The sequence below is a fragment of the Pseudomonas sp. PAMC 25886 genome, assembly GCF_000242655.1.
Taxonomy (GTDB): domain Bacteria; phylum Pseudomonadota; class Gammaproteobacteria; order Pseudomonadales; family Pseudomonadaceae; genus Aquipseudomonas.
Genome location: NZ_AHHC01000021.1, coordinates 129,361 through 143,372, shown reverse-complemented (window position 1 = coordinate 143,372; position 14,012 = coordinate 129,361). Strand labels below are relative to the sequence as shown.

Sequence of the window (14,012 nt, the reverse complement as noted above, 5' to 3'; positions counted from 1 at the left end):
GCTGCCGCTGCCGGTGGCGCCACGGCAGATTCCGTACCACGCAGGTTCCACCTACTACGAGCTGGACCGGGGCAGCGAGCACTGGCAGCAACTGAGTAATTCCGGTGGTTTTGCGTTCCACATCGCCGGCCAGTTCCCGGGGTTGAACCTGGCTTTCTGGGCCATCCGAGGGTAATCCGCGATGCATCCGAATGACGATGACCGCACCCAGTTCATGCCGCGCCCGGGTGGCCGTGCGCCGGAGCCGGTTCGTGCAGAGCCGGCGCCGCTGTCGATGCCGGCTGCGCCGATCCTGACGGGCAAGGCCCAAGGCCTGAACCCGCTGGAAAGCGCCGCCGGCCCGCTGCTGTCGCTGCTGACGCGCCTGCGCAACACGATTGCCCACCCGGCGCCGTCGAGTCTGCGCGCGCAGTTACTGGCCTACCTGCGCCAGTTCGAAGAGCGTGCCGAAGCCGCCGGTGTGGCGCGCAATGACGTGCTGCTGGCGCGTTACGCGCTGTGCACCGCCCTCGATGAAGCGGTGCTGAGCACGCCGTGGGGCAGCACCAGTGACTGGGGCAAACAGAGCCTGCTGATCACCGTGCATAACGAAGCCTGGGGCGGCGAAAAGGTTTTCCAACTGTTGGATCACTGCCTGCAAAGCCCGCGCGAACGCCTGTACCTGCTGGAGCTGTTGTACCTGTGCCTGTGCCTGGGGTTCGAAGGCCGCTACCGCGTGATGAATGACGGCCGCAGCCAGTTGGAAGCCCTGCGTGAGCGCACCGCGGCGGCGATTCGCAGTGCCCGTGGCGAGCATGAGCGCGAGCTGTCGCCCCACTGGCGTGGCGTGACCGTGGCCCGCGATCGCCTGGCGCAATTCATGCCGCCGTGGATCGCCGTGGCCATCGGCGTGGCGCTGCTGCTGGCGTTGCTGTTCGGGTTGCGGATGAAACTGGCGTCGGATGCGGAACCGGTGTTCAAGAATATTCATGCCTTGGGCGAGATCCCGGTACAGGCCATCGACCGTCCGGTAGCCCAGCCGAAAATCATCGAGCGGCCGCGCCTGGCGGGCTTCCTGGTGGAAGACATCAAGGCCGGTCGCGTGGCGGTAGAGGATGCCGTCGACCGTTCGGTGGTGACCATCCGTGGCGATGAGCTGTTCGCCTCGGCCAGCTCCAGCATCGTCGATGACTTCCAGCCGCTGATGCTGCGCATCGCCGACGCCATCCGCAAGGTCAAGGGTCAGGTGCGCGTCACCGGCCACAGCGATAACCGTCCGATTGCCACCCTGCGGTTCCCGTCCAACTGGGCGCTGTCAGAGGCGCGGGCCAAGTCGGTGCTGGAGATTCTCGCGGCCAAGACCGGCCAGCCGGAACGCTTCAGCGCCGAAGGCCGCAGCGACACCGAGCCGGTGGCGACCAACGCCACCGCCGAAGGCCGTGCGCGCAATCGCCGGGTAGAAATCACCGTATTGGCGGAGGGGGTCGAGTGAAGGCGTTTTTCAGTGTTGTGATTCGCTGGGTGATCCCGTTGCTGGGCCTGATCGCCCTGAGCCTGATCATCTGGTTTGTGGGCCCGCTGCTCGATGTGCTGGTGCCGGAAGGGCGCCGCTGGGCGCTGATCATCCTGGTGTTCGCGGTGTGGATTGCCTACCGCGTGTTCCGGATCATCCAGGCCCGCCGTCAGGCTGCTGAAGTGATGCGCAGCCTCGCCGCAGAAACCCCGCCGGACCCTGCCAGCGTCGCCACCGCCGAAGAGCTGGCAACCCTGCGCCAGCGCATGGACGAAGCCCTGGCCCTGTTGAAAAAGGCCAAGCTGGGCGGTGACGAGCGCCGCAACCTGTACGAGCTGCCGTGGTACGTGATCATCGGCCCGCCGGGTTCGGGCAAGACCACCGCGCTGGTCAATTCCGGGCTGCATTTTCCGCTGGCTGCGCAACTGGGTGCCGGTGCGGTGCGTGGCGTGGGCGGTACGCGCAATTGCGATTGGTGGTTTACCGACCAGGCCGTATTGCTCGACACCGCTGGCCGCTACACCACCCAGGACAGCAACTCCACGGTGGACAAAGCCGCCTGGCTGGGCTTCCTCGACCTGCTGAAAAAGCAGCGCTCCCGGCGCCCGATTGACGGTGCGTTTATTGCCATCAGCCTCTCGGACCTGCTGCTGGGCAGCGACGCCGAGCGCGCCGCCCATGCCGCCGCGATCCGCCTGCGTATCCAGGAGCTGTACACCCAACTGGGCGTGCGTTTCCCGATCTACCTGATGCTCACCAAGCTCGACCTGGTGCCGGGCTTCATGGAGTTCTTCGACAACCTGAGCAAGGAAGAGCGCACCCAGGTGTGGGGCATGACGTTCGCCCTGGACGATGGCAAGAACACCGAGAGTCCGCTGGCCCACCTGCAAAGCGAATTCGCCGGCCTGGAACAGCGCCTCAACGAGCGCCTCGTGGAACGCCTGCAACAGGAACGCGACCCGGCGCGGCGCGACCTGATCTACGGCTTCCCGCAGCAGTTCGGCGCACTGAAGGATTGCCTGCAAGGTTTCCTCGAAGGTGTGTTCAAACCCAACGCCTTCGAAGAGCGCGTATTGCTGCGCGGCGTGTACTTCACCAGCGGCACCCAGGAAGGCAGCCCGATTGATCGCCTGATCGGCGCCATGGCCCAGAGCATGAACCTGGACCGCCAGCACCTGGCGCGCCAGACCGGCACCGGGCGCAGCTACTTCATCGAAAAACTGTTTACCGCCGTGGCCTTTGCCGAGCGTGGCCTGGTGGGCGTCAACCCGAAGGTGGAGCGCCGTCGCAAGTGGATTGCCCGTGGTGTGCTGGCGGCAACCGTGGCGTTGGTGCTGGTTGTGAGCACCCTGTGGTGGGTGAGTTATCGCGCCAACCAGGCCTATATCGCCCAGGTCGACCAGAAGGTCGCGCCGTTGGGCCAGACCTTACAGAACCTCAGCCCGGCACAGCGCGAAGTGCTCGCGGTATTGCCGTTGCTCAACGCCGTGAAGCACCTGGCGGGCGACTCGCCGAGCTGGTCCGAAGGCTTGGGCCTGTATCAGGGCGACATGCTCGAAGCTGAATCCGCGAGTGTCTACCGCAAGCTGTTGATCGCCGTGTTCGCGCCCCGTTTGGTGACGCGCATCGAGGAGCAACTGCACGGCGGCGGCAATTCGGATTTCCTCTACGAAGGCTTGAAGGCCTATCTGATGCTCGCGGATAACGAGCATTACGACCCGGACTTCATCAAGGCCTGGATCGCCCTGGACTGGGACCGCAACCTGCCGCGCGACCTGCCGGCGGATCAGCGCCAGGCCTTGATCGGGCACTTGCAGGCCTTGTTCGAACGGCATCCACCCAGCGCCCGTCTCGACCCGCGCTTGATCGACGACCTGCGCCGGCAACTGCAACAACTGCCGGTGGCCCAGCGTGTGTACGACCGGATCAAGCGCCAGAAACTGCCCGAAGGCGTGCCGGACTTCCGCATCAATGAGGCCGCGGGCCGCGATGCGGCGCTGGTGTTCAGTCGCAAAAGCGGCAAGCCGTTGGGCGAGCCCTTGAGCGGCTTCTTCACCGCCAAGGGCTATCGCCAGGGCTTCCTGCTGACCAGCCTGAACCAGACCGGCACCCTGGCCGAAGAGCAATGGGTACTGGGCCACGAGCAGGCCGATCAACAGAACGTGGTGAGCCTCGCCGCCGACGTGCGTCGCCTGTATTTCCAGGACTATCAGCGCCAGTGGGACGCCTTGCTGGCGGATATCGACTTTGTGCCGATTACCAGCGTGGCCCAGGCGGCCGATGTTTTACGGGTGATCTCGGGGCCGACGTCGCCGCTGAAAAAGCTGCTGGTGGCGGTCTCCAAGGAAACCGATTTGCAGGCGGAAGAGCGTCTGCTGGCGGCCAAGGGTGCACCGGTGGAAGGCGGCGTGGACAAGCTCAAGGAGCGCCTCGGCAGCCTGTTGGGTCAGGACCAGCCGAGCGCCAATGCACCGGCCGCCAGTGAAGACCCGGTGACGGCGCACTTCGCCGAACTCAACAGCATCGTCAGCAAGAACGAAGGCGAACCCGCGGCCATCGACGGCCTGCTGGCGGACATGAACGCGCTGTATGTGCAGGTCAGCGCGATGGTCGGGGCCAGCGGCGATGCATTGCTCGGCGAAGCGAAAAACCAGGCAGCGGCGGCGGCCACGCGGGTCAGCCTGAATGCCGAACGCCAGCCACCGCTGGTACAGGGCATGGTCAAGTCGGTGGTCAACTCCACCACCAACAGCATGATGGGTGGGGTGCGCAACCAACTGAATGCGGCGTGGGTCAGCGAAGTGGTGAACGTGTATCGCCAGTCCCTGGCCGGGCGTTATCCGATGTCACCGGGCAGTGCGCGGGACGCGACCCTGGATGACTTCGGCCAGTTCTTTGGGGTGGGCGGGGTGATGGACAACTACTTCCGCAAGTACCTGCAACCTTACGTCGACACCTCCACGCAAACCTGGCGCTGGCAGCCGGGTGCGGCGCAGAAGCTCGGCATCGCGCCGGGTGTGCTGCAAACCTTCCAGCGGGCGGCGACCATTCGCGATGCGTTTTTCCGCGCCGGTGGCACTCAGCCGATCGTGCGCTTTGAACTCAAGCCGGTGGCGATGGACGCGACCATCACCCAGTTCCTGCTGGACCTCGACGGCCAACAATTGAGCTACGACCACGGCCCGAGCCGGCCGGTCGCGATGCAGTGGCCCAACCCCGGGAGCATTGGCGTGGTGCGCATTTCCATCATGCCGCCCTCGGCCAGCGGGCGCTCCGGCGTGACGCTGGACGGGCCGTGGGCGTGGTTCCGGCTGCTTGAGCAGTCCGACCTGACGGCCGGCAATTCGCCGGACCGCTTCAACCTGCGGCTGCGGGTCGATGGCGCGAGCATCTCTTATGAGCTGCGGGCCAACAGCGCCTTTAACCCGTTCAAGAGTCGCGTGCTTAACGGCTTCAGCCTGCCGGAGCGGCTATGACCACGTTGGGTTTCTACGGCAAGTTGGCCAGCCGCGGCGACTTTGTCAGCCGCGCGCTGCCCCAGAGTTTTATCGGCCCTTGGGACAGTTGGCTGGCGTCCGGATTGCTTGCCAGCCAGAACCACCTTGGGGCTGGCTGGTTGAACGCTTACCTGGTCAGCCCGCTGTGGCGCTTCGTGTTGGCGCCGGGGGTGTGCGGGCCGGACGCGGCGGTGGGTGTGGTGATGCCGAGCATTGACCGGGTTGGGCGCTATTTCCCGCTGACCGTCGCTGCGCTGTTGGATCACGATACCGACCCGGCCTCTCTCGTCGCCGGCCCGGACGCCTGGTTTGAGCAGGTGGAAGAGCTGCTGCTGAGCACGCTGGATGCCGGCGCTACGTTCGAAGGGTTCAGCGACGGCATCGACAGCCTCGGTGCGCCAGCCTTTCAGCCACGCCTGTCGGGCCGCCGTTTCGCCAGCTTGCAGCGCGTCGATGTCACTGACCCGCAAGGGCGGATGAGCGCACTCGCCGAGCTGGCCTGCGAAGGCGCGAGCCTGTGGTGGGGCCGTGGTTCGCAACAGATTTCCCCCGGTTTATTGCGGTGTCAGGGCCTGCCTGCCGCCGGCGATTTTGCGCAATTTTTGCTTGGCCAAGAAGGTGTTGTGTAGATGCGGTCCACGTTCAAATCCGCCAGCAAAAGCCACGTCGGCATGGTTCGCCAAGTCAATGAAGACGCCTGCCTCGACCTGCCGGAAAACGGCCTGTGGGTGGTGGCCGACGGCATGGGCGGGCACGCGGCAGGGGATTACGTCAGCAGCCTGATCGTCGACAGCCTGCGCAGCCTTCCCGTGGGCCGTTCCCTTGAGGAATACACGGCGGCGTTGCGCAGCGACCTGTTGCGGGTCAACGGCGCGGTGCGCGAAGAAACCGCCCACCGTGGCGTGACCCTGATGGGCAGCACCGTGGTGTTGCTCGCCACCCGGGGCTTGCGCGGCGTGTGCCTGTGGGCCGGTGACAGCCGCCTGTATCGCCTGCGGGACGGTGTGCTGGAAAGCATCTCCCGCGACCACAGCTACGTGCAGGATTTGCAGGACAGCGGCCTGCTCAGCGAAGCCGATGCCCGGGTGCATCCACGGGCGAATATCGTCACCCGCGCGATTGGCGTGGAAGCGCAGCTGGCGTTGTCGTCGGTCGACCTGTTGATCGCGCCGGGCGACAGTTACCTGCTGTGCAGCGACGGCCTGAACAAGACCGTCGAAGACCACGAGATTCGCGAAGTGCTGAGCCATGACGAGCCGGATGAAATCGTCCGCAGCCTGGTGCACCTGGGCCTCAATCGCGGCGCGCCGGACAACATCACTGCCATCGTCGTGAAGGTGTCGACATGAACATCCTCATTCCCGGCTACGACATCGAAGGCGAGATTGGCGTTGGCGCCATGGCCAGCGTGTACCTGGCGACCCAGCGCTCCCTGGAGCGCAAGGTGGCGTTGAAGATCATGGCGGCGGCGCTGGCAGCCGACCCGAGCTTCTGCGAGCGCTTCCTGCGTGAAGGCAAGACCCTGGCGCGCTTGTCCCACCCGCACACCGTGACCATCCATGACATCGGCAATGTCGGTGAGCTGTACTACATGGCCATGGAATACCTGCCCAACGGCACGCTCAAAGAGCGCATTGCTGCGGGCCTGACGCCGGAGCAGGGGCTGACGTATATCCGCCAGATCGCTTCGGCGCTGGGGTATGCCCACGCCCAGGGTTTGGTACACCGCGATGTGAAACCGGCGAACATTCTGTTCCGCGCGGATGGTACGGCGGTGCTGTCGGACTTTGGTATCGCCAAGTCGCTGGATGATCGCACCCAGTTCACCCAGGCCGGGTTTGCCGTCGGCACACCGAGCTACATGAGCCCGGAACAGGCGCGGGGCCAGGAGATTGATGGCCGCGCCGATCTGTATGCGTTGGGCGTGGTGCTCTACGAAATCCTGGTGGGCAAGCTGCCTTACAACGGCACCGATGCGCTTTCCACAGCGCTGGCGCACCTGACTGAACCGCTGCCGGAATTGCCGGTGCACCACGGGCGCTATCAGGAGGTGTTGCGCAAGCTGCTGGCCAAGGACCCGGCGGACCGCTTCCCGGATGCGGCGGCGTTGCTGACGGCACTGGACCAGTTGCCGAAAGAAACGCCGGTAGAGGCGACGTTGATTCGGCCTTTGCCGATTCCGGTCCCCGTCTCGAATGACCTGGCCGGGCTCACGCCGGTTTCCATCGAAATCCCGACCGACAAGCCGCAGCCGCAGCCGGTGCGCCAACCGGTGGTGACGCCGACGCAACACGCCGCCGTGTCCGAACAAAACCGTGGGCCGGTGCTGGCGTTGGCGGCGGTTGCCGTGGCGGTCGCGCTGGCGATTGGCGGTGCGAGTTACTGGTGGTTGAAAGATGACGCGCCAGCCGCCGCGCCGCCGGTTGTCGAGGCCGCCAAAACCGTTACGCCGCCCGCCGCGCAACCTGTGGTCGCGGAGGCCGACGGTGGTCAACGCCCGCTGCTGATGGCCGGCAAGAAAACCCTGTTCCAGCGTGTATTGAGCAAGCCTGGCGCCAAGCTTTCCCACGATGCTGGCGGGGCGCCGGGCGAAGGCTTGCCGGCGTTTTCGGTGCTCTACGTGTATCAGCGCAAGGACATCGATGGCAGCCCGTGGCTGCGTGTCGGCGCCGCCACCGACGGGCGCAGCGACGGCTGGTTGCCGGCGGCGCAAGTCAGCGACTGGAAGCAGAGCCTGGTGCTCAAGTTCACCGAGCGTTCGGGCCGGGCGCCGGTGATGTTCCTGCGCCAATCTGCGGAGGTGGAAAAGCTGCTGGCCGATCCGGCAGCGGCAAAAAACCTGTTGCTCAAGGTGCAGAAAAACAGCGAGGACAACCAGCAAGTGCTGGCGCTGGAACCGACCGCCAGCGCGGTCCCGCAGAACCAGTTCTACCTGCTGCCGATTTTTGATTCCAAAGAGAGCTTCGACGAAAACGGCCAGCCGGTGCAGTTGCTCAACGTCGCCTCCATCGACCCTGGCAGCACGCCGAACACCGTGGCCAAGGCCGTTGCGCGCGCCCCCGTGGCGGATGCCGACGCCTTCCGCACTGCCGTGGTGCTGGTGGTCGACACCACCGTCTCGATGCAGCCCTATATCGACCAGGTGCGCGACGTGGTGCACGAACTGCAAACCCGCATCGCCGAACGTGGCGAGCTGGACAGCGTGAGCTTCGGCCTCGTGGGCTTTCGCAACAGCATCAAGAAAACCCCAGGCCTGGAATACGTGGCCAAGACCCTGATCACCCTCGACCAAGGCCGCGACCCGCAACGCTTCCTCGACATGGCGCGGCAGGTGAAGGCGTCCACCGTGTCCAGTCACTCGTTCAACGAGGACGCGTTCGCGGGTGTGATGCAGGCGGTGGAAGGCATGGACTGGTCGGGCTATGGCGGGCGCCTGATCCTGCTGGTGACCGACGCCGGTGCACTGCGCAAGAACGACCCGTTCGCGACCACCCAGATGAACGAAGCCGAAGTGCGCCAGGCGGCATTGGGCAAGCAGATCAAGATCTACGCCCTGCACCTGCGCACTGACGCCGGCAAGAAAACCCACAGCGGCGCCGAAACCCAATACCGCACCCTGACCGCCGACGCCAACCCGCAGATCGGCGATTTGTACACGCCGGTGCCCGGTGGCGATGTGCGCAAGTTCGGCGAGCGGGTCGACGAGATCGGTACGGTGTTCGCCAACCTGGTGCATCAGGTGCGCAGCAACACGCCGCAGCCGGTGCCGCTGCTCAGTACCGCGCCGACCCTGGCAGACAAGTCCGCCGCCGTCGGTTATGCGATGCACATGGATTTCCTCGGGCGCAAAACCGCGAGCCAGGCGCCGCAACTGGTGAGTGCCTGGACCGCCGACCGCGACCTGACCAACACCGCGCTGCCGGCCTTCCAGGTGTGTGTGATGCTGACCAAGTTGCAGCTCAACGATTTGCAGCAGTCCTTGAAACTGATCGTCGACGCCGCGCGCAAAACCCAGACGTCACCGAAGGATTTCTTCCAGGAAATTGCCAGCGCCTCGGCCTATATGAGCCGCGATCCACAGGCCTTGAAAAAAGGTGGAAACCTGGCGGACGGCGGCATCCTTGGCGAGTACCTGGAAGGCCTGCCGTACCGCAGCAAGTCGCTGAACATGACTCAGGATTTGTGGCTGTCGTTGAGCGTGGCCGAGCAGGAAGACTTTATCGACGAGCTGGATTCGAAGATTCGCCTCTACGAAACCTTTCACAACGATGTGGCCAACTGGGTCCGTTTCGGCGATGCCGAGCCGGGTGATGCGTTGTACCGCGTGCCGTTGTCGACGTTGCCGTAATGCTGAACTTGAGCGCAGTGCACAAGAGCCGGGGCGTCGGCGCCCAGCGCTACAGCCTGGTGATTCCGGGCCTGCAACTGCGTGCGGGTGAACAGTTGGCGGTGGTGGGGCCGAGTGGCTGTGGCAAGAGCACGTTGCTGGATTTGCTCGCGCTGGTGTTGGCGCCGGATCAGGTCGGGCAGTTCGACTTCAACGGTGTCGACATCGCCGGGCTTTGGCGTACGGATCAGCAGAGCGAGCTGGCTCAGCTGCGTAGTCGGCACCTGGGCTATGTGCTGCAAACCGGGGGCCTGCTGGGTTTTCTCGATGTGCGCGGCAACATTGCGCTGTCGCGGCAACTGCTGGGCTTGAAGGATGACGGCAGCGTGGCGCGGCTGGCTGCGCAGTTGGAGATCACCGATCAGCTGGATAAGAAGCCGGCGGCGTTGTCCGTGGGCCAGCGTCAGCGGGTCAGTTGCGCGAGGGCTCTGGCCCATGGCCCGCAACTGTTGCTGGCGGATGAGCCCACCGCGGCGCTCGACCCGTTGAACGCCGAACGTGTGATGCAGGCGTTGCTGGCCCAGGCGCGGAACAACGGCGCGTGCTGCGTGATCGCCACCCATGACGAGCCCTTGGCCCGGGCCAGCGGCTTGCAGGTACGGCGCATCAGTTGCCGTCGTGACACCGACGGCGGCGTCACTGCGACCCTCGGGGAGGCGTGCTGATGCGTATTGCGCTGGTGACTTCCCTGGCCTGGCAGGACTACCGCAACGACGCGTGGCTGTCGGTGTGTTCGGTGCTCGCGTTGGTGGCAGTGATCGCGCCGTTGCTGGTGTTGTTTGGCCTGAAATATGGACTGGTTGGCAGTTTGACCGAACGCTTGGAGAACGACCCCGCCACCCGGGAAATTATTCCGTTGGGCGGTGGTCGATTCAGCAGTGAATTTGTCGAGCAACTGCGCCAGCGCCACGACGTGGCGTTTGCCTTGCCGCGAACCCGGCAGATCGCGGCGACGGCGCAGTTGGGCGCAGTGACGGTGGAGATGCTGCCGACCGCCGACAACGATCCGTTGCTGGCCGGTCTGCCAATGCCCAAGGGCCTGGATCAAATCATTTTGAGCCACACCGCCGCCGAGAAACTCGGGGCAAAGGCCGGGGATTGGCTGGAGGCGAGTTTTGGTCGCCAGGTGGCGGGCCGCGTCGAGTCGCAGCGCACGCGGGTGCACGTGCTGCAGGTGTTGCCGCTGGAAGCCTTCGCCCGGGATGGATTGTTTGCGCCCCTGGGGTTGCTGGAAGCGGCGGAAGATTATCGCGATGGCCGCGCCGTGCCGGCGTTTGGCTGGGACGGCGATGCGGTGGGCGTGAGTGAGCAGCGGGTTTACCCGGCGTTCCGTTTGTATGCGCGGCGCCTGGTGGATGTGGAGCCGCTGCGGGTGTATTTCGCCGGGCAGAACGTGTTGGTGTCGACTCAGGCCCAGACCATCGCCCAGGTGCAGTCGTTGAGCCGCAACCTGTCGATCGTGTTCTGGATCATCGCCGGGCTGGCCCTGGCGGGCGCGTTTGCCGCGATCTTTGCCGGTGCGCTGGCGGCGGTTGCACGCAAGCGCCGGGAATTGTCGGTGCTGCGGCTGCTGGGGTTTTCCACGGCTGGGCTGTTGCTGTTCGTGGTGCTGCAGGCGCTGTACAGCGCCGGGTTTGCCGCGGTGTTGAGCGGGCTTTTATACGGGCTGGCAGAGTCAGGCCTGAACCAATTATTCGTGCAGGTGCCGGGCGAGTACGCCAGTCACCTGCTGGCGCGTCATTACGGCCTGGCCCTGGTTGCTGTCCTGGGCGTCAGCGCCGTGGCGGCGGCCTGTGGCGGTTGGCGTGTGGCGCGTATCCAGGCTTCTGAAGGAATCAGAGATGTATAAGTTACTGGGCGCCGCCGTGGCGCTGACCCTGGCTTCGATGGCCTGGGCCGACGAGACAAGCGACAAACTGGACAACCCCAAGCCGTTGCCGGACGACGTCAGCCTGCCGCTGCCCTGCGAAGGCAACATGGTATTCCGCTACGCCTATGTGCTGGCCCAGGGCACCCTGGATGACCGCGAGATCAGCCTCGGCTACCCGTTCAGCGAAGGCGAGGCGGGCTACCAGCAGTCGTTCATTTCCGGCTACCGCCGGGACTTTATCAATGGCCAGTTCACCCTCAAGGACCTGCCCAAGGACTGGAACAAAGTCATTGCGCCGCTGATGCCCAAGACCGACGCCAAGACCCCGCTCAAGCCGATGCTGTATTTCATCGGCAAGTACGAAGTCACCGCCCGGCAGTACGCGCAGGTCATGTCCCAGGCGCAATCCCTGGCCAGCGGCGAGCCGGCCCCGGCGTGCGACGTGCCCACCGGCATGGCCGCGCGCTTGCCCAAGGTCAAGCTGTCGCGCTTTGAAGCCGAGCGTTTCTCGGCGGTGTACAGCGCTTGGCTGATGAAGTACCACCGTGAGCTGCTGCCCGTCAGTGGTCGGGGCGCTTCAGCAGACGACGGCGGCCTGGGCTTTGTGCGCCTGCCGACGGAAGTGGAGTGGGAGTTTGCCGCACGCGGTGGCCAGGCGGTCAGCCGTCAGGACCTGGAAGGCCGGCTGTTCCCACGGCGCGCCGAGGGCAGCGAAAGCGATGGCCCGCTCGCCGATTATGCGGTGTTCAACCAGGTCGCCGGCGGTACCGGCCAGGCCGCACGCTTGATGCCCATCGGCACCAAGTTGCCCAACCCGATCGGCATGTTCGATGTGATCGGCAACGCGGCGGAAATGGTTCAGGAGTCGTTCCAGCTGGTGCACGCCGGGCGTCGCCAGGGCACCTACGGCGGCTTTGTGGTCAAGGGCGGCAACTACCTGGAAGGCGAGGGCACGCTGTTCACCGGCATGCGTCGCGAGTACCCCTTGTTTGCCGCTGACGGCACCGAACAAAGCAACGAGACCACCGGCTTTCGCGTGGCGATTGGTGCGTTGTCGGCACCGCGTTCGCGCTACAAGGAACTGTTCGCCCAATGGCAGAAAGAAGGCCGCCTGGCCTCGCTGACCGACGCCATCGACGACGCCCAGGACCCTACCAAGCGCCTGGACAGCATCATCGCCGCCAGCGTCGACCCGCGCCTGCAAGCCGAACTTGGACTGGTCAACGAAGAGCTCAAGCGCAACGTCTCGCTGATCGCCCAGCAGCGTGAAGAGGCGGCCGGCAACCTGATTCAGTCTGCGGCCCTGGTGGCCGAGACCATCAACAACTACAACATCCGCCTGATCAATTTGCAGAAGAGCCGCCAGCAGGCTATCGACGCGAAGGACGAGGCCAGTGCGCAGTTGTTCGCCACGGCGATCACCAATGGGCGCAGTGCGCTGGACGGCGCGGTGGCGATCTATATCGACAACCTGGCCACCGGCACGCGCTACACCGATGCGGTGATCCAGGCGCAGTTTCAACGGATCAAGGAAGAGTTGGATCGCAAGCCAGTGCTGGGCAAAAGCCTGGTGACGCGCGCGACGTTATTCGTTCGCCATGTGGGCAACTACCGCAAGCAACAGCGGGCCGACCCGGCGACGATTTTGAAGGAATTGCTCGCAGCGAGCGGTCAGCGGTCTTGACCGCTGGTTGTATGGCGAGCTTGGAAGGGACTCAGGCGGCGGTGGGCCGTGCTGGGCAAGTCAAACTTAACAGAGAACACACCTATGCTTTTTTCCCGTAAGGCGGTTTCCAAGCGTCATCTGCTGTTGATCGCTGCCGGTTTCAGCACTGTGCTGACCGGTTGCGCAACGTCGCCGACCTCCAAGGTCGCCTCGACCACCAAGGTCGAGTACTACCCGAACTGCTACGAGCCGGTACAACACCTGCGCGCCACCGATTCGGACCTGACCAAGTCGGTCGTCACCGGTGCTGCCATTGGCGCGGCCGGTGGTGCACTGCTGGGCGCCTTGACCGGTGACTCCGACAAGCGTGGCCGCAATGCCGCCATCGGCGCAGCGGGCGGCGCCCTGGCCGGCGGTGCAGCGGGTTACTACACCGAGCGCCAGAAGCAGATCACCGACGACAACCAGCGCATCGCTTCCTACGCCACTGACGTCAACAAGCGTGCCTCCGACATCGACCGCAGCACCGCGTACGCCAAGGCGTCCCAGCAGTGCTACCAGAGTGCGTTCACCAAGCTGGTGGCCGACCGCAAGGCCAAGACCGTCAATGACGTCGAAGGCCGCAAGCGCCTGGCAGAAATCGTCTCCGGCCTGAAAGAGTCCAACGACCTGATCGTCGCGGTCAACGGTAAAGCCAGTGAAGACCTGAACAACTACACCCAGGCGTACGAGCAGGACCTGCAACAAGTCGGTGTGCAACGTGCCGACGTGGTGACCGTGGCCACCGCTGACACCACCCCGGTGGTGACGCCAGCCAAAGGCAAGAAGCCGGTAAAAGTGGCGAAAAAGCCGGTGCTGCCAACCGTGCCGAAAGAAGCGGTAGCCACCGAGAAAACCATCCAGACCGCGCAGACCAAGCAAGCTGAAAGCAAGCAGGTCGCCAGCGCCGGTAAAGCGCAGATCGAAGGCACGTGCCGCGATCCAAACCTGGCCGACTGGGCACCGGTTCCTTGCCCTAACGTCTAAGCCAAGTTGTTGCTATAAGCGTTAAACGCCAGCCGATCTCCTGCTAAAACGGGAGATCGGTAGCGTTATTTGCA

At 64.7% G+C, this 14,012-nt stretch carries 10 protein-coding genes; all 10 read left to right on the top strand.

Annotated elements, in window-relative coordinates:
* A partial coding sequence (gene tssK / locus MUM_RS1000000133065) for a type VI secretion system baseplate subunit TssK (RefSeq protein ID WP_081480058.1) occupies window positions 1-175 on the top strand: 175 nt, incomplete at its 5' end.
* Between the two features lie 6 nt (window positions 176-181).
* Window positions 182-1,471, top strand: a complete 1,290-nt coding sequence (locus tag MUM_RS0106390; protein WP_010168244.1) for a DotU family type VI secretion system protein — start codon at window positions 182-184, stop codon at window positions 1,469-1,471.
* Window positions 1,468-4,968, top strand: coding sequence for a type VI secretion system membrane subunit TssM (gene tssM, locus MUM_RS0106385; protein ID WP_010168243.1), 3,501 nt, complete (start codon window positions 1,468-1,470; stop codon window positions 4,966-4,968). Before MUM_RS0106390 ends, tssM begins: the two co-directional genes overlap by 4 nt.
* On the top strand, window positions 4,965-5,618 hold the full coding sequence (tagF, locus tag MUM_RS0106380; protein WP_010168241.1) for a type VI secretion system-associated protein TagF: 654 nt from the start codon (window positions 4,965-4,967) through the stop codon (window positions 5,616-5,618). The genes tssM and tagF overlap by 4 nt, the downstream gene beginning before the upstream one ends.
* Entirely contained in the window at window positions 5,619-6,338 is a 720-nt protein-coding gene (locus MUM_RS0106375) for a PP2C family protein-serine/threonine phosphatase (protein WP_010168239.1), read from the top strand. It begins immediately after the preceding gene.
* Complete coding sequence (locus MUM_RS0106370; protein WP_010168237.1) at window positions 6,335-9,337, top strand: serine/threonine-protein kinase; 3,003 nt, start codon at window positions 6,335-6,337, stop codon at window positions 9,335-9,337. The genes MUM_RS0106375 and MUM_RS0106370 overlap by 4 nt, the downstream gene beginning before the upstream one ends.
* Window positions 9,337-10,041, top strand: a complete 705-nt coding sequence (locus MUM_RS0106365) for an ABC transporter ATP-binding protein (protein WP_010168236.1) — start codon at window positions 9,337-9,339, stop codon at window positions 10,039-10,041. The genes MUM_RS0106370 and MUM_RS0106365 overlap by 1 nt, the downstream gene beginning before the upstream one ends.
* The gene (locus MUM_RS0106360) at window positions 10,041-11,225 is read left to right on the top strand and encodes an ABC transporter permease (protein WP_010168234.1); all 1,185 of its coding nucleotides are present in this window, start codon (window positions 10,041-10,043) and stop codon (window positions 11,223-11,225) included. The genes MUM_RS0106365 and MUM_RS0106360 overlap by 1 nt, the downstream gene beginning before the upstream one ends.
* Window positions 11,218-12,930 carry a formylglycine-generating enzyme family protein gene (locus MUM_RS0106355; RefSeq protein WP_010168232.1) on the top strand — a complete coding sequence of 571 codons (1,713 nt, stop codon included), beginning with the start codon at window positions 11,218-11,220 and terminating at the stop codon, window positions 12,928-12,930. Before MUM_RS0106360 ends, MUM_RS0106355 begins: the two co-directional genes overlap by 8 nt.
* An 84-nt stretch (window positions 12,931-13,014) precedes the next feature.
* Complete coding sequence (gene tagQ / locus MUM_RS0106350; RefSeq protein ID WP_010168230.1) at window positions 13,015-13,938, top strand: type VI secretion system-associated lipoprotein TagQ; 924 nt, start codon at window positions 13,015-13,017, stop codon at window positions 13,936-13,938.
* Window positions 13,939-14,012 lie beyond the last annotated feature (74 nt).